Source organism: Rhizobium sp. NZLR11 (assembly GCF_019685115.1).
Lineage (GTDB): Bacteria > Pseudomonadota > Alphaproteobacteria > Rhizobiales > Rhizobiaceae > Rhizobium.
Map to the genome: position 1 here is coordinate 43,605 of NZ_JABDWD010000027.1, position 21,111 is coordinate 64,715.

Genomic DNA, 21,111 nt, shown 5'->3' on the forward strand with positions numbered 1-21,111 from the left:
AGTTGGCCAGTACGAGGAGAGTTACATGCTTTCCAAGTGCGTCAGCCACCTTTGAGGAAGTACGGAGAAAATCAATGGACCGGCATCTCACAGTTAACGGCGGCGAGACGGCGCAGGACGATGGAAGCGCCTTGGATGCTTTGATACGATTCTATCGAGCCTTCAACGCTGGCGATCTCAAAGGGCTGGAACAGGTCTGGCTCGGCGGCTCGGATCCCAGCATGGACAATCCGATCGGCGGCATCCGCCGCGGTTGGGACCAGATCGCCGACGGGTATTCAAAGCTCTTCAAGGGAAAAACGAAGGTCCAGGTGACCTTCCACGACTTCACGAGTCAGGGCGGCGACGAGTGGCATCTGTTCGTCGGCCGCGAACGCGGAGTATGTCAGACGGCGACAGAGACGCTTGATGTCGCCTTCCGGACGACCCGGTGGTTTGTACGCAAGGACGGCGGTTGGCGACAGCTTCACCATCATGGGTCCGTCGAGGATCCGCAGATGCTGGCTGCCTATCAGAAACTGATCTTCGGCTGAAGAGATGGGGCGCCGGCAAACGTCGGCGCTCCGCGCGACGCGCACCCGCTAGTCGCGAAGCTGTTCCCGCACCAAAGGCGCGACGTCGGTTCCCAGCAGCTCGATCGAACGACGCATCGCTTCCGCGTCGAGCGCGGCGGTGCTCATCTGAAAAGTGATTCGAGCAATTCCTCCCAACGTTCTGTTAACATGGGATATCTTGGCAGCCACCGTCTGCGGGCTGCCGACGAGGAATGCGCCAACCGGCCCGCACATATGCTCGAACTGAGCCTGCGTCGGCGGCGGCCAGCCGCGCTCTCTTCCGGCGTCCGTGAACATTTGGAACCAGCCGGGGAAAAACGCTTTCTTTGCGGCCTCGTCGGTCTCTCCGACAAAGCCAAGAGCGTGGACGCCTATCCGCTGGTTTTCAGCGGGATGCCCGGCGACGAGCCATGCTCGACGATAGAGCTCGACAAGGGGCAGAAAGCGCTCGAAGCTCCCTCCGATGATGGCCACCATCAGCGGGAGGCCGAGAGAGCCTGCGCGGACGAAGGATTCGGGCGTGCCGCCAACGCCAAGCCAGATTGGCAATTTGGGCTGATGCGGACGAGGGAAGACACCCTCGCCATTCATCGCAGGACGAAACCGGCCCTGCCACTTAATGTTGGGCTGCTCCCTGATCTTGAGCAGTAGGTCCAGCTTTTCCGCAAACAGCGCATCGTAGTCCCTCAGGTCGAAGCCGAACAGGGGATATGCCTCCACGGAAGAGCCACGACCGACCACGATCTCCGCTCGTCCGCGGGATATCAGGTCCAGCGTTGCGAACTCCTGGAAAAGCCGGACGGGATCGGAGGCGCTAAGGACGGCGACGGCGCTCGTCAGCCTTATCGACTTGGTGCGCGCCGCCGCTGCGGCAAGTATCACGGCGGGCGCGGAATCAAGCGCGTTTTCCCTGTGGTGTTCGCCCATTCCGAAGACGTCCAGACCGACCTGGTCCGCCAGCTCCACCTCGCAAAGTACGCTCTCCATGCGATCGACGGCCGACTGCAGGCGACCCGTGTCAGGGTCGGGCAGGAGCATCGCAAAACTATCGATACCGATTTCCAAAGTTGAATCCTTTCAAGGAGCTCGCACCCGGAGCCACGGCGTTCCGACGCCTGCCCGGCGGAAGCGCTTCCCATCTCAACGACTAGGCGATGCCTCGCCAGTGTGATTTTTCGGATGGAGATTATCGATTTTTTCGATAATTGAGCGCGTCGGGACCCCGGTTGCTCACGCCCAGGAATCGACATCTCTTACCGCCTTGGCGAACGCCTCGGGCGCCTCCTGCGGCAAATTGTGGCCGATCCCGCCCGCGGCGAGACGGTGTTCGTATTTCGCCTTGAACTTTGTGGCGTAGGCGTTGGGATCCGGATGAGGCGCTCCGTTGGCGTCGCCCTCCATCGTGATCGTCGGCACATGGATCTCGGGACCGGCCGCAAGCCTGGTCTCGAATTCGTCGAACCGTTTTTCACCTTCCGTCAGGCCCAGCCGCCAGCGGTAGTTATGAACGACGATCGAGACGTGATCGGGATTGGTAAATGCTTCTGCACTCCGATCGAAGGTCGTGTCGTCGAACTTCCACTGCGGCGAGGCGAGACGCCAGATCAGCTTGGCGAAGTCGTTCGTATATTTTTCATAGCCGTCGCGACCGCGGTCCGTGGCGAAGTAGAACTGATACCACCACTGAACCTCCGCGGCTGGGGGCAGAGGCGCCTTTCCAGCAGCTTGGTTCCCTATGAGATAGCCGCTGACGGATACTAGACCCCTGCATCGTTCTGGCCAGAGCGCTGCGACGATGTCGGCGGTCCGCGCACCCCAGTCGAACCCGGCGACCGTCGCCTTTTCAATCTTCAAGGCGTCCATCAGCTTGATGGCGTCGACAGCAAGCGCCGACTGTTGGCCGTTCCGCATAGTGTCATCGGACAGGAACCTGGTGCTGCCGTATCCGCGCAGATGCGGCACGATCACACGATGACCACGCTCCGCGAGCAAAGGCGCCACCTCGGCGAAGGCGTTGATGTCGTAGGGCCAGCCGTGGAACAGCATAACGGGCGAGCCGTCTTCAGGACCGAGCTCGGCGTATCCGACATTCAGGTCTCCGGCGTCGATACGCTTGTCGGCAACCAGGCCCATACCCTTGTGCCGTACCGGCCTTTTGCTTTGCTCGGCACCTTCGACGCGCCCTGCGAGGATTCCTGCGGCCGTCAGCCCGAGTGCCACTCCGCCAAAGGAGCGGCGTGTCCAGGTCGCGTTGTTTGAGTTGCTCATGGCTGTGTCTCCAAAGATCGCTTGTAGAATGCCTGCCGCACGACAGGCCCTTGCGAGTCCATTTCAGACAGATGGCAGAAATGCGCTACTGTCCAATGGTGTCGGGTCAGCTACGGCTCGTGCTTAAACATGGAGGCGCTGCGGCGCCTCAGAACGCCGAAAGTTCGTTCGCGACGGAGCCTGACGCAGGGCCGAGCCTTGCGGCCATATACAAAAGGTCAGGAAGTGTTCTGGCGTTCATCTTTCTCATGAGCCGGCCACGATGAGCTTTGACGGTGATCTCGCTAATGTTCAACTTGAAGGCCACCTGCTTGTTCAGCAAGCCTTCCACCACGAACTTCATGACTTGCCGTTCTCGCGGTGTCAGCGTGAGAAAATAGGCTTCCAAACGGTTCGCCTCGTTGAACGCACGAATAGATGCGTTTACCTCCTCCGCAATTACGGCGGGATCATCCTGCTTGGGGAGGAAGGTCACCCGGAATCTGGTTGTGGCAACAGACGTGGCCGGACTGCCGCTAGGGGTGACGACGATGATTGGGCAGTGGACGGCGTAAGAACAAATCAATCGCGCTAGATCTGAAACCGGCAGATCGGCCATGCTTGCGTCAACAAGGATGCAGTTGAAGCATCCAGATTGGGCACCGCTGAGCAAGTCGTGCGCTGAGGTGAACCGTTGTAGTTGCCGGCCCATGCCCGAAATATGTAGATGCAAATTGGGATCGAGTTCGGTGCCGTTATCCAATACGGCGACCAAAGCATCGCTGCAGAGTGTTGTCGCCATTGTCGAGAGATCAGTCGGTTTTTTTGTGGGGAACATGCCATTCGTCCTCATCGATCGTGCACGCGACGTGCTGCGGCTGGGAGATTGTTATGAATGCTTCACGCTGCCTCGTAATGAAGGTGCTCCGCGATTTTTAAACCAGCACGCATGCGTTCGCGACTTAAGTGGTGTGAGAGATCCTGAAAAAAGCTGAAGTATTCCCTTACCAGTTGTTGAAGTGCCCTTGGCGCAATCTGCCCCTCTGTGATTTTATCGATGCGGTTGAACCAGATAGATTCGGGTCGCTTTGGGACAGATTGAGATAGGCCTCTTCGAGCACTCCGGATGGGAGCTTGATCTCGAAAAGCGAGAGCTGCGTGCGATGGGCGCTCCGGTACCGCTCGGCAGTCGCGCGTTCGAAATCCTCGAAACACTTGCAGTTTCTTCGGGTAGGATCGTCACGAAAGACGAGCTGATGAAGCGCGTCTGGCCTGGAATGGTCGTCGAGGACAACACCCTCCAGGTTCATATCTCTGCAATAAGGCGTGCGCTTGGAAAGGACCGAGACTTGCTGCGTACCGTGTCCGGTCGCGGATATCGACTACTCGGCGAGTGGACGGAACCCGAAAAGCGGTTTGCCGATCCGACGCTCGCCACGCTCGTGCGGTCGAGCGAACGAGAGGATTTTGTTACTAACATCCCCTCGGCGGCGTCCGAGCTCATCGGCCGTCAGGCTGCAATTTCTCATATCGTGACGCTCATGTCGGCCTATCGAATTGTAACCCTGACGGGACCCGGTGGGATCGGGAAAACCGTACTCGCGTCCGAAGTCGCCCGCCGCCTGCAGCCGACGATCGATGGGGATGCATTCTTTGTGGAGCTGGTTTCCCTCTCGGATCCAAATCTTGTTCCCACTACACTTGCACAGGCTCTCGATCTGCGCCTTCAAGGCGACGACGTCTCTGCCGAGCTCGTTGCGCGGGCAATTGGTAACCGGAAAATGTTGCTTCTAATCGACAACTGCGAACATGTTGTCGATGCCGCTGCCGAGATGGTCGAGGCGATGCTGCGCGCCTGCCCGAACGTTTCGGTTCTCGCAACGAGTCGGGAACTTCTCAGGATCGAGGGGGAGTTTACATATCGTGTTCCCCCGCTTGATGTGCCCGCGAACGAAAAGGTTGGTGATGCGTTAACGCACAGTGCGGTTCAGTTGTTTGTCGCCCGAACGAGGGCGTTGCAGTCCGACTTTACGACGAGCGGGGACAGGGTCTCGATTATCGCGGGTATTTGCCGGCATCTGGATGGAATTCCCCTGGCCATAGAGTTCGCCGCCGCCCGTGCTGCCACGTTGGGGCTTCAACAGATCGCCGGCCGATTGGATGACCGTTTCGTTCTTCTGACCGGCGGACGCCGTACTGCCTTGCCTCGACACCGCACGCTTCGGGCCGCGCTCGATTGGAGCTATGAACTATTGCCCGAAGGAGAGCGTCGCCTTCTGCATAGTCTCTCCGTATATCCCGGAGGGTTTACCTTGGAGGCAGCGATGGCCGCCAGCGGGGAGGACGAGGAAGAGACCGCACTAGGGCTCTCGAACCTCGTCACGAAATCGTTGGTGACCTTCGACGGAACGGAGGCAGCCCCGCGGTGGCGTCTTCTGGAGACGGTGAGGGTCTATTCGCGGGAAAAGCTTGGAGGGGGCACCGACTATCGAATGACGATGAGGCGGACCACGGCCTTCTTCCGTTCGTTATTTCAGCCATTTTCGAGTGAAGACTCGCTGCAGTTGGCAATCGATGGTCTGGGGCCGTATCGCCGAGAGATCGATAATCTCCGAGCCACTTTGACTTGGGCGCTTTCTCCAGAGGGCGATGGAAAGCTCGGAGCAGGCCTCGCCGCAATTGCCTCCGATTTCTGGACCGCGACCTCGCTCGTGTCCGAGTCAGGCGAATGGGCTAAAAAGGCGCTCTCCTGCCTCGAAGGAGAGGAGGGGGGACGTACGGAACTGGTCCTACAGTGCGCCCTGGGCTTCGCGATGATTTATACGCAGGGTATGAGCGAGCAAGGTAGAGCGGTGCTCGCACGCGCCCTAACACTCGCTGAAACGTTGGATGACCAGGACTACCGGCAACGCGTTACTTGCGCCCTCTGGCTTTTTAGCGCTCGATCGGTGGAGTTGGATGATGCGCTTGTTTACGCGCAGGAATACGGGAGAGGCGCTGGCGGAGGCGATGCAAGGTCACGCGCCACGGCAGCTTGGCTGTCGGGCATCCCGCAGACCTATCAGGCTCACCACGTGGAAGCTCATGACCGACTTGATTGGGCGGCGAGGAATTCGCCGCCCAACAATCGTCGTACGGATATGCTCAGGCTCGGGGCGGACATTCGGACGTCCTCAATGGCTCATGACACCGTCAACTTGATCTCGTTGGGTCGATTGGAGGTGGCTTCTCAAGCAGCCGAAGACTCAGTCGATGAAGCCCGTGCAACCAAGCAACCATTCGTATTTTGCGTCGCGTTGGCCTGGGCGTCCGCCTTCGTGTCACTCAGTCTGGACAACGAAGCGCGAGCACGACACTGGGGCGAAGAACTCACTGCACATGCACTGCAGCATGGTCTGAAACCGTTCTACGCAGTTGGCATATGCGTCCGAGGCAGCCTGGCGTCGCGTTCAGGCTCGCCCGCGGAGGGGATCGACGCTCTTCAAGCCGGCATTCGAGACATGCAAGAATCCTCGTATCTACTGTTCTATCCGTTTTTCATGTGTGAACTCGCAGCCGCGTTGCAGGCGGCCGGACGTCTGGACGAGGCGCTCTTGGAGATCGACAGAGCACAGAAATTTTCAGTGGAAAAAAGCTACCGCTGGATAATGCCCGAACTTCTACGAAAGAAAGGCGAGATCATCGCAGCACAAGGTGCGAATGAGAGCTTAGCCGTAGACCTCTTTCGGGAGGCTGGCCTAAGAGCATCCGCTCAAGGCGGTTTGTATTGGGAACTTACAGCGGGCATGAGCTACGCGGAATATCTGGCCAGCCGCGGTGATCTTCGAGCGGCACAAGAAATCCTTCGTCCCGTCTACGAGCGGTTCCGCGAAGGACTGTCTACCCCTCGACTTTTGCAGGCGAAGAGGTTGCTCGGCGCGAAGCAATGAGCTTCGTAGATCTTTGACTGATGCTTCGACGCGGCTTCGAAACTGCACGGCCACGTTGTTGCCCGCTCGTTGACGAAGCCTGGGAATACGAAAGTATTGGCAATACCTATGTGCAACAGCTTCCCTCTCTGCTGGTTGCCATACTGGGCTCCTAGCCAGGCCGTTTGTCGGCGGGTGTCAGGAGAACACTATGTCTCACAGGAACCGCAAGCCGTCGGGCAGTATCTTCCCAGGCGTCGCAATATTATTTGCAATGGCAGCTCTGGTTGGCGCCCTGGTGTCGATACAGCGGCCAGCGGCTCCGATCCGCGTCTGGGTACCTGCCCAGTCCGGTGAATCCCGTTTAGGCGGGGAAAAATCGCTCTCTACGTGCTCACCTGTGTGGGCCGGCTGCAATCCGTCGAATCCTGTATAACCTACAGCATCAAGGGCGCCGATATGATGAAGCTGCATTACAGCATGTGCGGGGCAGTGCTAAGCTCGGAGCACGTGTCCATGATGCGTGGTCTGCTCAAGGAGCATTGCGAGAACCGACAGTACGATAGACAAAGCGCCGAAGCCGAGGATGCGGCGAGGGGCCTTCTTTGGTGGTACCAGAACGGAGTGACCGAGCAAGAGAGGCTCAGGCACCTACTCGCGATCAGCGTGGTTCGCGGGTCTTGAGGCAGACCTGCATGACAAACTTACGCCTCTAGCCGTCTCGGTGTTTGTCAATCTGCGAGTTTCACCCTGACTGGCACTCCCTTGTAGGACGGCGTACCGGACTGGCGATCGAAGTGTCGGAGCGAGATGACGACGTTCATCTCTGGATAGTAGCCCGCGATGGAACCCTTCGGAATGTCGTAGGCTACCGCCGTGAAACCGCTAACGAGATGCTTGTCATCGACCTCGCCAATGAGCCCTCGTACCTCCATGCGATCGCCGTCCTTAAGGCCTCGACCCGCGAGATCTTCCGCATTCATAAAAACCACGTCGCGCCGACCGAATACGCCGCGATAACGATCGTCCAATCCGTAGATAGTGGTGTTATATTGATCGTGACTTCGAATAGTCGTCAGCATCAAGGCGCCTTCGCTCTCGGCGGGCGTATCCTCGGAGAGACCGGGAGACGGGAGGAACTTCGCCTTTCGCTCAGGCGTGTTCCACCGGCGAAATGAAGCAGCGACGTCAAGTCTAAAGCCGCCCGGTTTGCGCACACGAGTATTGAATTCGTGGAAGTCGGGAAACACCTCCTCGATCTTGTCGCGGATGCGGTCGTAGTCCGCTACCATACCCTCCCAGCGGTCACCAAGCGTAGCTCTTGCGATCCCTCCGATGATCGCCGGCTCGGATCGGACAAGTTCGCCAGGTGGGTGAAGAAACCCTCGCGAAGCGTGAACCATGGACATCGAATCCTCGACAGTGACCGCTTGGCGGCCGGATGCCTGGATATCGCGGTCCGTCCGTCCGAGACATGGCAGAACGAGAGTGGTTTTCGCCGTCAGCAGATGGGATCGGTTGAGCTTCGTTGCGATATGGACGGCCAGATCAAGGCTCCGCATGCCCGAAAATGTGGCCCCGGAATCGGACATCGCGACCGCGAGGTTCCCGCCAAGACAGATCAGCGCCTTCGCTCGGCCATCGATGGCGGCCTCCACGGCCTCGATGGCGTTGTGACCTTTGTCGCTCGGCGGGCGAAAACCAAAGGCGCGTTCCATGCCATCGAGAAGCGCTTTGTCGGGGATTTCGGTTATTCCTACCGTCCGATCTCCTTGCACATTGGAGTGGCCTCGGATGGGCGCGATTCCCGCACCCTCTCGACCGATGTTTCCTCGCAGCATCAGGAGGTTCGCGATTTGCTGGACGTTGTACGTGCCCTTGGCGTGCTGTGTGATGCCCATGCCATAACAGACAATTACGTTCCTCGCATTCGCGTAGACGTTGGCCGCGCTCTCGATGGCCTGCCGGGTTAGGCCACTGACAGCGACTATCTCTTGCCAAGTGGTAGCATCGATATCCGCACGTAGGATGTCGAATCCTGAGGTGTGTTGATCGATGAACGGCCAATCAAGTATGCCGGCGCCGCCCGCGGCGAGACTTGCTACGTCTCGTTCGAGCACCGCCTTCATTATACCTTTCAAAACGGCCAGATCCCCGCCGACACGGACTTGATGGTAGGCCGAAGCGATCGGCGTTGAGGACATGGTGACCATCTCGACCGGATCTTGAGGTGCGGCGAACCGCTCAAGCGCGCGCTCCTTCAGGGGGTTGAAGACGATGATTGGAACGCCTCGGCGCGCCGCCTCATGCAATGTCGACATCATGCGCGGATGGTTCGTGCCTGGATTGTGCCCAAAGCTGAAGATCGCGTCCGCATGATCGAAGTCTTCGAGCGTGACGGTTCCCTTGCCAACGCCGATGGATTTCGGAAGCCCCACGCTGGTAGCCTCGTGACACATGTTTGAACAATCGGGAAAATTGTTGGTGCCATAGGCGCGAACAAATAGCTGATAGAGGAACGCTGCTTCGTTCGAGGCACGACCGGAGGTGTAGAACTCGGCCTGGTCCGGATCGTCGAGCTTGTTCAACTCGACTGCGATCAGCGCGAATGCGGCGTCCCACGCGATCTGTTCGAAGTGTTCGGTGCCTGGGTCGTACAGCAACGGCAGAGTCAGGCGGCCGGCGTCTTCGAGCTCATGATCCGCCCACGTCCAGAGCTCGGGCACGCTATGCTGCTTGAAGAACTCCGCGTCGGTCCGCTGGATTCCCACGTAATCGCCTTGGCGCCATTCTCGCAGAATTCGAACGACGACGTGTGCTTGGGGTCGGGCCATGCACAGCCTGGGCAGTCGAATCCCTCCGGCTGGTTGGCCTTTAGTAGAGTTTTGCTGCCTTGCGCGACAATCTGTTGGTGAGCAAGCGTCTTCGCGACGGCCTTAAGCGCGTCCCAGCCGCCGGCCGGGTGGTCGTAACGTTTGATTCCGTCCGGACGTTTGCTCTTCATGATAGTTCCTTCATCGCTGGTGGCATGGTCGGATAGATATTGATCGCCAGATCCCCGCGAACGTGCGCGACGCCTGCCAAGGAAGTGTGACTTCAAAAAAAGGCCGTCTCCGGGCGGGTGGAGACGGCCTTGGCGGACCTTGGCGGATCCGCGCGCTCCGGCAGAGGGGAGGAGTGCTGGAGCGCAGTGCTCTTGAGAGCTTATCGCCCAGGAGGGGTGGGCGATGAGTAAAGCTAACCGGTCCGCGCAGTCCCCATAAGTGCACTTTGGTATTGGGCGTTCGCTGGCCACGGCCACGGTCGTGTATGCTCGAACAGCCTTAGGAAGCGGGCCGCTCTGGCCCGCGTGCTTTTTCGTGCTTGTAAGCAAACCAGCCCGTGGCTTCTCTGTTTCTGACCTTGGTACGAAGGGCCTCTATCGCAAGGTCGAGGTGCCTGCCTCGTTCGTGCAGTTCTCCTGCGGTGCTGAGCGGGGGCTCGGAAGGTTCGGCTACTGTTGTCGTATTTGCCATTTGACTCGCCTGTTCTGGAATGACCGATGGGTTTCGCCGCAGCCTTGGGCGCCTAACGCGACGGATGCTTATGATGATTTCGTCCGCTCGACGGTGCTACGGTACGATGGTGTCGTACATCCCACCCACGGCGTCCTGCTCGCGCCCAGGCCGGCGATACCTAAGTGCAATGGCGGGCGTGGTGCGAGTTTATAAGCTTGGGCCACGTCGCCACCTTAAGGATCCGTCGGCGATCATTTCAAAGGAGCACTGATATGGATAGCGAACTGAGACCATCCAGCAAGGAAGCCCCGCAGACCATCTCGGGTGTTGCGATGACGCTCGAGCTTGCGGTGATCGCCGTCTCCGACGTCGAGCGAAGCAAACGTTTTTACGCAGCACTCGGATGGCGTTTCGATATTGATTTTCAAGGCGACGACTACCGTATCGTGCAGTGCACTCCGCCTGGATCTGGATGCTCCGTGATGTTCGGGCAGAACATAACCACGGCCCCGGCTGGTTCATCGCGGGGATTGCACCTGGTTGTTTCGGATCTACCGGTAGCACGTGCCGATCTCGCATCCCGAGGCGTCGAAACGAGCGAACCATTCCATGACGTTGGCGGGATTTTTCATCATTCCAACGGCGTGGGCATCACGGCTGGACTGAATCCGGAGCGGAAAAGCTACGCATCGTATTTCATTTTTCATGACCCGGATGGAAACGAGTGGACTGTTCAGGAGATCACGACCCGCCTGCCGGGGCGCAAGGGAGATACCGCATTTACTAAGGAGCTAACTAAGGCGGTGTGGGGATAGCGAACTGGTCCACGACCGCCGACGAGCGCGCTAACGATTATGCCGAAAAACGGTTCAGTGACTGCCGCTGCCTAGCAATTCTCCCGATGAGCGAGAGCATCTAAATCAGTAGCACCGACGCCGAGGGCGTAGGGCGGCCCACACAAGGACCGCTGCAATTGAAAGGATGTAATATCATGAGCAATCAGCAGAAGGTCGCCATCATCACCGGTGCATCGCAGGGCATCGGCGAAGGTCTGGTCCGCGCCTATCGCGAGCGGAACTATCGCGTGGTCGCCACATCGCGTTCGATCAAACAGGGTTCTGATGACGGCGTACATGCCGTGGCGGGCGACATCTCCAATTCCGAGACCGCAGAGCGCGTCGTCCGCGAGGCGATTCAACGCTTCGGCCGGATTGACACGTTGGTCAACAACGCGGGCGTGTTCACTGCAAAGCCTTTCGTCGACTTCACTCAGGAAGACTACGACTTGAACTTCGGCGTGAACGTTTCGGGCTTCTTCCACATCACGCAGCGGGCGGCGAGGGAGATGCTCAAGCAGGGCTCCGGCCACATCGTCAGCATCACCACGAGCCTCGTAAACCAGCCGGTGTCGAGCGTCCCCACGGCTCTCGCTTCGCTCACCAAGGGCGGTCTGAACGCCGTCACGAAGGAACTGGCCATCGAGTTCGCCAAGACGGGCGTCCGGGTGAACGCCGTGTCTCCTGGCATCATCAAGACCCCGATGCACGCTCCCGAGACTCACGAGTTCCTCTCCGCTCTCCATCCGGTCGGCCACATGGGCGAGATAGAAGACATCGTCGAGGCCGTGATCTACCTCGAGAGCGCAAGCTTCGTCACTGGAGAGATCCTACACGTCGACGGTGGCCAGAACGCCGGCCGCTGGTAGGCCTCGACCAGGAAGCGGGCACGTGGCGTGGATATGCCGCGCGCCCGACAAGCGAGTGAAAGGAAAGACAATGGAACTTGTACTAGCCGCCGATCCGATGTGCTCTTGGTGCTATGGATTCGGCAAGCAAATGGGACTGCTGCTTGAGCGACGTCCGGACCTATCCTTGAAGATCATTCTCGGTGGACTGCGCGCGGGCGCGACCGACGTTCTCGACGACGCGGGCAAGCAGTTCAGACTGCACCACTGGGGCATGGTCGAGGAAGCCAGCGGCGTGCCGTTCAACCGGGAAGGCCTTCTCGCCAGAAAAGGCTTTGTCTATGACACGGAACCCGTGTGCCGCGCAGTGGTGACCGCCCGCATCCTCAGGCCGGAAGCCGATCTTCTGAGCGTCTTCCGGGCATTCCAGCATGCCTTCTACGTCGACGCGCTCGACACCACGGACGGCGCCGTACTGGCTGAGACCGGATCTCGCGCACTCGCCGAACTCGGTCATCCCGTCAGCTCGGAGGAATTCCTGGCAGAATGGAATAAGCGTAGCACGATCGAAGAAGCCGCAACGGACTTCGCGACGGTGCGAGCAATGGGTGTTTCAAGCTTCCCGACCTTGTTCTTGAACAAGGCTGGAACTCTCGGCAAGGTCGGCGCTGGGTATGCGGATGTCGACGAACTTGAGAAGCACCTCGCTGCAATGGCCGCCTAGCAGATCGACGAAGTCATCGAACAAGGAGAATAGCAAATGCCCATAGTCACCGTGCAAGTAACCCGTGAAGGCACGACCCCAGACCGCGCGTCGGTAACTCCCGAGGAGAAAGCCGCAATCATCGCGGGCGTCAGCCAGGTCATGCTCGACGTCCTCAACAAGCCGCTGGAGTCGACTTACGTGGTGATCGAGGAAGTCGACTTGGACAACTGGGGCTGGGGCGGCCTTCCAACCGTCCAATACCGGAAGAAGAAGGCTGAAGGCAAAGCCTGACCTCACGGTATTCCAGAGGAAGAATATGCACGCCGCCGGTGATCACCGGCGGCGTGTGCGTTTTTCGCCGCCGGCCGGATCCAACTGAACGCAAGGAGCCGAAGCTCTCAGCTCGGCAAACAGGATGCGGAGCATGCTGTGAGCGAAGTGGGTTCATCCCAGCCAGTCGGCGTGCCTGGTGCTGCGGCAAGGAACCGCTATCGCTTCTCCGTGCCGTCGAGGCGTCGGAAATGCCATCGTGCAATAGCCTTGGCCACCTAGCAGGAGGACAGTTCTCAGCGACACTGTTTTCGGCAATTTTGGAGACACCAATGCCCCTCGTCAAAATCCATATCCTGAAAGGTCGTTCGCCACAGGAGGTCGACGTGCTGCTTGATACCATTCACGACGTCGTCGTGGAGACTTTCGGCGTTCCGCGGAGAGACAGATACCAGATCCTTCAAGAGCACGAGGCGTCGAATATTCGCGCGCTTGACACTGGGCTCGACATCACCCGGACCGAGAAGTTCCTACTGCTCGAAATAACCAGCCGCCCGAGGTCTCGAGATGCCAAGGTGGCCTTCTATTCAAGCCTCACGCGTGCGCTCCAGGCTCGCTGCGACGTGGCGCCATCTGACGTGATGGTCTCTCTGCATATCAACTCGGACGAGGACTGGTCGTTCGGCATGGGCAGCGCGCAGTTCCTGACGGGCGAGCTCTGATAGGCACACACCTCTCGGTCTGGTAGGTCCACCAATACCAAGGTATCGGCGATACTAACGTGCACATGCAAATCCGGCTGATCCAAGACATGCTCCCAGTCGTGCAGCCGATCGGCTGCAAATTCAGAAAAGTGGAAGGAGCTTAGGCATGAAGATCCTTATGGTATTCACCTCGCACGACACCCTCGGAAGCACAGGGCGCAAGACTGGTTTTTGGCTGGAGGAGGGCGCCGCACCGTATTACGTCTTCCGCGATGCAGGCGTCGACTTGACACTCGTGTCCCCCAAAGGCGGTCAACCTCCGATCGACCCGAAGAGCGATCTGCCGGAAAATCAGACGCCCGCCATGACGCGGTTCAAGGCCGACGAGGCCGCGCAGAAGGTTTTTGCGAGCACCAAGAAACTAAGCGAAGCCCGTTCCGAAGATTTCGACGCCGTCTTTTATCCCGGTGGCCATGGTCCCATGTGGGATCTCGTGGACAATCCGGAGTCCATCAAGCTGATCGAGTCCTTTTACAACTCCGGCAAGCCGGTGGCGGCAGTCTGCCACGCGCCGGCCGTGCTTCACCGCGTCACCCATAAAGGCGCTCCGATCGTCAAGGGAAAGCGGGTGACGGGTTTTACCAATGGCGAGGAGGAGGAAGTGCAACTGACGAAGGTCGTTCCTTTCCTCGTTGAGGACGAGCTCAAACGTCTCGGCGGTCTCTATGAGAAGAAGGCGAACTGGGAGAGCTTCGCTATCACCGACGGCAGATTGATCACCGGGCAGAACCCGGCATCTTCCACCGCGGGAGCGCAGGCGCTCATCAAGCTTCTCACCAGTTTGAAAGCTGGCGCCGCCGTCGTCGCCTAGACCGATCAACGGCAAGCGAAAAAGAGGCCGGTAGATCGTGCATCTGCGGCCTCTTTTTGTACTCGTGGAGGATCAAGCCGAACAGCCAATTTCAGGTTCCCGAGAAGATGGCGGCTTTCGTTTCGAGAAATGCGAGGCCTCTTCCGTTGCGCCTGTTGATAGCCAGCGCACGGGTTTGGACGCGCTGTGGAATGGGCTGGCCGAGCATCTGAATCGTCTTCACCCTGCTGGGCGCGCAGAGACGTCGCTCTTTCGTGGCCGAAGCGCCGCCTCGAGGATACCAATGTCCTGGGCGACGGTCCCGCCGCTTATTCCGACGCCACCGACGACCACGCCCTCGTAGACAAGGGGCGCGCCTCCTCCCATGGCGCAGAAGCTGTCTTGCGACATCAAATGGAATAGCTCTTTTCCAGGCTGTACGAGATCAAACAGGTCGGATGTTCGTTGCTGTGTGAGTGCGGCGGTGTAAGCCTTGCGGTGGGAGATCAACATCGAGAAGGCAAGTGCGCCATTTATCCTATGCTGCAGTACCGGATTCCCGTGAACGTCGATGACGGTGACGGTTACCGGCACCTTAGCGGTGAACGCTTCCGCCTCCACGCGATCGGAGATGTCCTTTGCAAGAGCAAGCAAGTCCATTGTACGGTTCCTTAGTCAGGTTAAGTGGCGTTGAATGAGAAAGCTTGTGGCGGAGCCGACCGGGCCGTTACCGAACCTTGGTATCGCAGAGACCAAAGTATGCCGCGCCCGCAGGCGGTAAGAGGTCGGCATCGTGATACAGATCGTGCGGCTGCCAATCCCTTTGAGCGCGATCATCTCCAGCTTTCGCGATGCTGCGGTGCAAATCAGTGATGTCGCGAACGGATATCAGGCGCGGCTCGTCACAAGCCGCAACTGTCGGCCAAGGGTCGTCGCATGGAAGGATTTGGGAGCAGACGATGACGCGAAGCCGCAGCAGAGATCGCCATCACGGGTGCGGACGACAGTTCCTGGAAGTTCGTCGCGAAGGGCTTTAGGAGCAAGGCGGCGTCGGCCGGAACGAGCTGATGCCCAAGTGCTGAGGGGAGCCGGTGCCGTGAAGCCTCGCCCTGCACCTCGATACTCGAGACGGTGTATGTCGAGAACTTGGACGAGGTGCGTTCGGTTCTCTCCGAAGTCACGGAAAGTCCGGAAATCCTCCGCGTACCGCTTTCGAAGCTGGAGGCCAGCTATCGAACGCGACTCCAAGAGACCGGGCTTCTCAGCAGTTGCAAAGGCTGGCCTTCTGCTGCCGCCATTCACGCCTCAATCTATCGCTGCATTCCAAGAAAAGTTCGAGCCGAGCAATCTCTGGACCGCGCGGTATCTACCTGAGAAGCGAAAGCGGATGATGCCTGAAATGTTCCGATCTTTGACGGACGCGGGGATCGCGCCCGTCACTCTTAGCTACAATGGAACAACCACCGTCTGGCGCCGCGAGGAACTGGAAAGCCATTTCGGATCGGATCTCGTGCCATGCATGCGATGAAGCGGCCTTTACCCATGCAGACCAATGTCCCCGCGCGTTCGTCGAGTGCAGGCAGGGCGGCGACGTCTGCGATCAGATGCGGGGGATATCGCTTCATCTCATCGGTAACCTGGGCACGGACCATTTGCAGGCTTATACGTTCTATGATTTCGGAGGCGATAGGGAATTGAAGGAGATCCAGGGCAACATGGCGCGGCTCCTTTCCGAGCAGCCCGGTATGGGTATCAGCGTCGTGTGAGAGATGCGGCTTCTCTATAGAGGTGGGTGAACCGTTGCGAATCAACAACTTGGTGGATTCTCTTTAATGTGGGTTCGTCACTTTGAGCGCGGTCTTCCGTCCCATGACACCCTCAATGACGTGATCAATGCGCTCGACGCGGACGTGTTCAAAGCCTGTTTCACCGCGTGGGTGGAGGCGCTCAGGGACAGCGATCCCGAGGTCATCGCCATCGATGGCAAGACGTCGCACCGCAGCCATGCCCGCGTGACATACTGCTGTGCGCGACAGGCGGGCAGGATATGTGGGGACGACGCGTGGCTTCCTATTTCGATTATTGCGGCCTGCCGGTTGTGGCTGCGCTGTACGTCACGAAAATCGCAGACCGTTGAAGCTGGTTTTGCGAAATTAGGAAAGATCGGGGAGAACGCCAATGCCGCACATACTCATTTTTGTTTTCTACGTAGGCACGTCGCCTACGCCGACCGTCACGATTGTTCAGGAGTTCAACACCGCGAAGGCGTGTCAGAATGCCCAGAACCGATTGAGGCTCGACCTGGTGAACAAGTTTCCCGATGGTGAGGATCACGGAGGTTGTTTCGAGAAGAACCTTTGACCTGCCGCATCACCCGTAGTGAAATTGTTCACGGTTGCGCACTGTTTGAGACCTCTAGATATTCTTCGGCGGTGCGCCAGCTTGCAATGTGCATGGGAAAGTCCAGCGCCTTTCTGTAGCTGAACGTTGCAGATCTGGTTCCCAGACTTTTGGCGTCGCAGCGAGGACAGGCGGAAGAAAGCGTGGTCGGTGCTTTCACTCCGGAGCCACTAAGAGTCGGATTCCAAAAGGGGCCAACGATATCGATATCTTGCGAGGCGTCTTGTGAGCATGCGGATGTGGGCGATTGTGATCCACGCTTCTGCTGATGCGACGGTTTTTTCGAAGTCCTTGGCCAACCTGCGGCATCGACCAAGCCATGCGAAGGTCCGCTCGACGACCCAGCGGCGCGGCAGGATTTCAAAACCCTTGGCCTTGTCGGAACGTTTGATGATTTCGAGTGTCCATTTCCCGATTTTCTCAGCCGCTTTTTCAGCTTGTCGCCCGCATGGCCGCCATCGGCGAAGACATGAAGCAGCCATGGCCATCGGTTCCTGATGGATTTCAGGAGATCGGGAGCGCCGTCGCGATCCTGAATATCGGCACTGTGCACCATGAGGCCGACCATCAGCCCGAGTGTATCGACGATGATGTGGCGCTTGCGACCCTTGATCCTCTTGCCAGCATCAAAGCCTCGGATACCACCGCTTTCCAAAAGTACGTGATGCGCATGGACACGTTGGATGGCGCCCAAACAGAAGCGCGCATCGAGTTCAGGGTGTGCGACGAAGCACTGGATATCCTCGAGGTAAGCACAGGCGCAGCTCACTGATCGGCGCCGCGCAAAGCAAATCCGCCGCCAGTGTTGTGCTGACGGCGGATCGGGGTCGTGAGGTGAATTAGGCTGCTTCGGGCTCGATGGCCGTCCCATCCGATGCGTTTCGTCACGTCCAATATTCAAGGATACGGCCACGCTCACCACAACCTGCTCGTAAACGGTGCCTACGAGAATGGTGTGCGCTGGCGGGGCACGGCGCAAACGCCGGCGGAAATCGGCTTGTCGTGAAACAACTTGCGGCAACATTTATGGATAAAGCTGGGCAGTATCTCTCCAAGATCGGAGAACGGCTGATACTGTTGCAATCGACAGGCTTGGCGGCGGTCGCAATGTTAGTGTCTTACGCTTACGGACGTGCAAATTACACGCCTGCTGGAACCCAATGCGCTCCTTATTCGAAGTTCATGCAATTCGACCCATCGACCTGCCATAAGATACCCGCCGTCATTGTCTACCCGGAGCCTTGGCTCGATATGCTCGTTGCCGCGATCGTAGGAACGGTCATCCTTGGCATGATCGCCGCGACAATGGACCGGTCGGTGTTTGTCAGATACCTCTTCTGCGGCTGGCTCACATTCTGCGCTGTCATCGCAGTTTCAGGATATTTCAACTACTCCGGCATGGGTCAGTTTCCTAGCGCCTATTTCGTGGTCTACCCGGCTACGCCCGTCATCGCGTTCGGTGTTGCAGCAGCGTGTGTCGCTTCAATCGCGAACGTTGTGCTCAGGATAAGAGCCAATTTGTGTTTCGGCGTGCAAAAATTGGATGCCGATAAGGGGTGAATTTTGGACGCCGATTGACACCCGGATTACGATCGCATTCTGGGACTTCCAGATCAGCCGTCCAGCGTGACGGAGTTGGGAAATCAGCACGCGGCGGTGGCACGAGACATTCTGTCCGGTAGCAACTCGGCGCCAACCTTTGCAGACGGCGTCTACCTGCATCGGTTGCTCGATGCGGCCCAGATGTCGGTGACGCAGGCAGGCAGGCGGGTCGAGGCTCCTTACGTCCTGCCTGCGAACATCGGTTCCCTGCGCCAGTTTGAGCGCTTCGTCGAGGAAACGGTGAGAGCGATCGCGTCGGTAGTTTGCAGAATTTGGGGGGAAAGCAGGCTGCTACGCACTCGCGTAGCCTCTGCTGGTACGACCGCCTTTCGACTAGAAGTCGTTGAAGCTCGTGTCCCTTTCCTCATCGGCTCCTTAGGCGGAGCCGATGGCAGCTCAGGGACTTCGTCGACTCAATCTAGCCAACGCTAGATCGAAGATCGCGGACGCCAGAAGACTGGTGATTGGATCTGGCTTGAGAGACAGATATGGACATTGGCCGGGATTACGAGACGAATTTGGACATTCCGGAGCAGGAAGTCGGCAAATGCGAGAACGAATATGCACGTCCGTACAAACGACGCAATTAAACGCCCCCGCTGACCTCTGACTTTTTTAAGAGAGCAATTTGCACCGAATTGTGGGCGCCGCGCTATTTCTGAGGAGCCCACGCACCTGCTGCCATAGCCGAGAAAATCGGCAACTGGACGCCTAGCCGATCTGCATCAGAATCGGGAAGGTCTGCTGAAACCAGATGGCCACGTCGCTGACCCATCCGAACAGGAAGGCAAGGCCGGTCAGCACCAGGAAGACACCCATCACCTTTTCCACCGTGCCGAGATGCCGGCGGAAGCGCGACAGGAAGCGCATGAAGGCGCCGGAAAATCCGGCGGCGATCCAGAAGGGGATTGCCAGGCCGAGGGAATAGACGGCAAGCAGCCCGGCGCCGGAGCCGACCGTCTCGCGCGAGGCGGCGACACCGAGGATCGCGCCGAGCACAGGGCCGATGCAAGGCGTCCAGCCGAAGGCGAAGGCAAGGCCCATGACATAGGCCCCCGTCAGCGTCGCCGGCTTGCCGCCGCCTTGGAAACGCGCCTCGCGGGCAAGGACCCCGATGCGGAAGAGGCCGAGGAAATTCAGCCCCATGACGATGATAATCAGCCCGCCGAGCTTCGATAACAGGTCGAGATGCTGGCGAAGCGCCATGCCGATGCCGGAGGCGCCGGCGCCGAGCGCCACGAAGACCGTGGCAAAGCCGAGCGTGAACAGCAGGGCGGAGAACAACACGCCGCGCCGGACATCGGGCGCGACGGCAACCGCACCGCCGCCACGGAACTGCTCGACCGAAATGCCGGCCATATAGCAGAGATAGGGTGGGACGAGGGGAAGCACGCAGGGCGAAAGAAAGGAAAGCGCCCCGGCAATCAGCGCGCTCCACAGGGAAATATCGGCAATCGACACACATTCTCTCCGGCTGCAATCTGCATGATGTTCCTAGCTTTGCGAGGCCGGGATTGCCAATCACCTTTTTGCGCTTTGCTTAGCCTCGAACCGGTAGAGACGGAGAATGGGCGGATAATGGCCCGTAGATTTCCCAGCGATCGGGAGCGACAGGCCGCGGCCATAGAATGCTATTTCAGCGGCAAAAACAGTTCCGCGACCGCCTCATGCTCCGCCACCTCCGGAAAGAAGCTCAGCCGCTGGCAATAGATCGGGAAGTCGCGTGCTTCCTCGCCGCTCACCGGAAGCCAGTCGCGATAAAGATAGAGCGCGGCGGGCTCCAGATTGTCGGTGTTGCCGACGATGCGCAGCACCGCGCAACGTCCGCCGGGGATTTCGCCGGCCTTGACCTGCGCGCCGTTCGGCTCGATCGGTTGGTCGGTCCCGACACAGAGGTCCACGCTGTAATCGGCAGGCGAGGCAGGGCGCCGCTCGGACCGCCAGACATTGAAGGTCGGATTTGTCTTGGGGTGCAGGCCGGCGGCCTGGCGCCAGGCGATGAACCGCTGGATGGTGGCGCCGAGCGTCGCCGGGTCGCCCCGATGCTCGATAATCGCCACCGGTGTCGGAGGCACATTGCGAATCGTCACGTCGTCAGTGGTAAAAGTCTTCTGCATGCGCTTGCTCCTTGCGTTGTCGAGGGGCCCGAAGGCCGCAAGCCACGGCTCCCAGTCGGGAGATTTCCGGAACGACGAAGGCGATTGCCCGAACCGTTGCCGAAAGGCGCGGGCGAAGGCATCAGGTGCATCGTAACCGGCATCCATCGCTATATCGGTGACACTTTGGGCATCCCTGTAGGCCAGCCGGTGCGAAGCGCGCTTCATCCGGGCAAGCTGGATATAACGATACACGGATAGACCGAAGGTCGCCGTGAACTGCCGGTGGAAATGAAACTTCGAGAACGCCGCAACACCGCTCACCGTTTCCAGGTCCAGATCGTCGTCCAGATGCCGATCTATGTAGTCAAGCACCCGCTGCATCCGGTCATGGTAGTTTTGAAGCGCCGCCTTCATCGTTCCGTCCTCCGTGGCAGCATGAGATAAGCGCATGCCGACATGACGCGCTCGACCGATCTTGCGGTTTTGTCATGGGTCGCAGAACCTTGCCAAGGATTTTGGAGATGATGCTCGCATCCGCCGCCGCGCGCCTTTGAGGCTGCAGCCTGGATATGTGCCTTGCCCCCGCAAGA

15 protein-coding genes and 3 pseudogenes are annotated in these 21,111 nt (G+C 59.0%); 10 read left to right on the forward strand and 8 right to left on the reverse strand.

What is annotated here, in order from left to right:
• Window positions 1-74 precede the first annotated feature (74 nt).
• The gene (locus tag HJB83_RS30300) at window positions 75-533 is read left to right on the forward strand and encodes a nuclear transport factor 2 family protein (protein WP_207584036.1); all 459 of its coding nucleotides are present in this window, start codon (window positions 75-77) and stop codon (window positions 531-533) included.
• 48 nt (window positions 534-581) lie between these two features.
• Here HJB83_RS30300 and HJB83_RS30305 read toward each other — a convergent pair whose 3' ends face one another.
• From HJB83_RS30305 to HJB83_RS30315, 3 genes are all read right to left on the reverse strand, one after another.
• On the reverse strand, window positions 582-1,619 hold the full coding sequence (locus HJB83_RS30305) for an LLM class flavin-dependent oxidoreductase (RefSeq protein WP_207584037.1): 1,038 nt from the start codon (window positions 1,617-1,619) through the stop codon (window positions 582-584).
• 165 nt (window positions 1,620-1,784) lie between these two features.
• A complete protein-coding gene (locus HJB83_RS30310; protein ID WP_207584038.1) occupies window positions 1,785-2,822 on the reverse strand; it encodes an alpha/beta fold hydrolase in 1,038 nt (345 codons plus the stop codon).
• A gap of 148 nt (window positions 2,823-2,970) precedes the next feature.
• A complete protein-coding gene (locus tag HJB83_RS30315; protein WP_221115930.1) occupies window positions 2,971-3,639 on the reverse strand; it encodes a response regulator transcription factor in 669 nt (222 codons plus the stop codon).
• Between the two features lie 250 nt (window positions 3,640-3,889).
• Between HJB83_RS30315 and HJB83_RS30320 the strand changes: the two genes are divergently transcribed.
• Window positions 3,890-6,730 (forward strand): winged helix-turn-helix domain-containing protein, encoded by a 2,841-nt coding sequence (locus HJB83_RS30320; protein WP_221132266.1) that lies wholly within the window; start codon window positions 3,890-3,892, stop codon window positions 6,728-6,730.
• Window positions 6,731-7,440: 710 nt separating this feature from the next.
• Here the strand turns inward: HJB83_RS30320 and HJB83_RS30325 are convergent.
• Window positions 7,441-9,713: pseudogene (locus HJB83_RS30325) on the reverse strand (FdhF/YdeP family oxidoreductase).
• A gap of 765 nt (window positions 9,714-10,478) precedes the next feature.
• Between HJB83_RS30325 and HJB83_RS30330 the strand changes: the two are divergent.
• The 6 genes from HJB83_RS30330 (at window position 10,479) to HJB83_RS30355 (ending at window position 14,441) form a co-directional block, all read left to right on the forward strand.
• Entirely contained in the window at window positions 10,479-11,021 is a 543-nt protein-coding gene (locus HJB83_RS30330) for a VOC family protein (protein WP_221132265.1), read from the forward strand.
• 176 nt (window positions 11,022-11,197) lie between these two features.
• Window positions 11,198-11,911 (forward strand): SDR family NAD(P)-dependent oxidoreductase, encoded by a 714-nt coding sequence (locus HJB83_RS30335; RefSeq protein ID WP_221115931.1) that lies wholly within the window; start codon window positions 11,198-11,200, stop codon window positions 11,909-11,911.
• 70 nt (window positions 11,912-11,981) lie between these two features.
• Window positions 11,982-12,614: a DsbA family protein gene (locus HJB83_RS30340; RefSeq protein WP_221115932.1), complete on the forward strand. Its 633-nt coding sequence runs from the start codon at window positions 11,982-11,984 to the stop codon at window positions 12,612-12,614.
• 36 nt (window positions 12,615-12,650) lie between these two features.
• Window positions 12,651-12,887, forward strand: coding sequence for a 4-oxalocrotonate tautomerase family protein (locus HJB83_RS30345; protein WP_012763342.1), 237 nt, complete (start codon window positions 12,651-12,653; stop codon window positions 12,885-12,887).
• A 311-nt stretch (window positions 12,888-13,198) separates the two neighbouring features.
• Window positions 13,199-13,588 carry a tautomerase family protein gene (locus tag HJB83_RS30350; RefSeq protein ID WP_012763341.1) on the forward strand — a complete coding sequence of 130 codons (390 nt, stop codon included), beginning with the start codon at window positions 13,199-13,201 and terminating at the stop codon, window positions 13,586-13,588.
• A 148-nt stretch (window positions 13,589-13,736) separates the two neighbouring features.
• Window positions 13,737-14,441, forward strand: coding sequence for a type 1 glutamine amidotransferase domain-containing protein (locus tag HJB83_RS30355; RefSeq protein ID WP_221132264.1), 705 nt, complete (start codon window positions 13,737-13,739; stop codon window positions 14,439-14,441).
• Between the two features lie 219 nt (window positions 14,442-14,660).
• Here HJB83_RS30355 and HJB83_RS30360 read toward each other — a convergent pair whose 3' ends face one another.
• The gene (locus HJB83_RS30360; RefSeq protein WP_221115934.1) at window positions 14,661-15,080 is read right to left on the reverse strand and encodes a heme-binding protein; all 420 of its coding nucleotides are present in this window, start codon (window positions 15,078-15,080) and stop codon (window positions 14,661-14,663) included.
• A 1,187-nt stretch (window positions 15,081-16,267) separates the two neighbouring features.
• Here HJB83_RS30360 and HJB83_RS34400 point away from each other — a divergent pair.
• Window positions 16,268-16,432 (forward strand): annotated as a pseudogene (locus tag HJB83_RS34400) (ISAs1 family transposase); the annotation flags it as partial.
• Between the two features lie 558 nt (window positions 16,433-16,990).
• Here HJB83_RS34400 and HJB83_RS30370 read toward each other — a convergent pair.
• Window positions 16,991-17,472: pseudogene (locus tag HJB83_RS30370) on the reverse strand (IS5 family transposase); the annotation flags it as partial.
• Window positions 17,473-17,822: 350 nt separating this feature from the next.
• On the opposite strand from HJB83_RS30370, the gene HJB83_RS30375 reads away from it, so the two are divergent.
• Window positions 17,823-18,380: a hypothetical protein gene (locus tag HJB83_RS30375; RefSeq protein ID WP_221115936.1), complete on the forward strand. Its 558-nt coding sequence runs from the start codon at window positions 17,823-17,825 to the stop codon at window positions 18,378-18,380.
• Window positions 18,381-19,133: 753 nt separating this feature from the next.
• Here the strand turns inward: HJB83_RS30375 and HJB83_RS30380 are convergent.
• Together HJB83_RS30380 and HJB83_RS30385 are read right to left on the reverse strand one after the other, a co-directional pair.
• Window positions 19,134-19,883 (reverse strand): cytochrome c biogenesis CcdA family protein, encoded by a 750-nt coding sequence (locus HJB83_RS30380; protein ID WP_207584142.1) that lies wholly within the window; start codon window positions 19,881-19,883, stop codon window positions 19,134-19,136.
• A 170-nt stretch (window positions 19,884-20,053) separates the two neighbouring features.
• Window positions 20,054-20,935 (reverse strand): GyrI-like domain-containing protein, encoded by an 882-nt coding sequence (locus HJB83_RS30385; protein ID WP_207584143.1) that lies wholly within the window; start codon window positions 20,933-20,935, stop codon window positions 20,054-20,056.
• Window positions 20,936-21,111 lie beyond the last annotated feature (176 nt).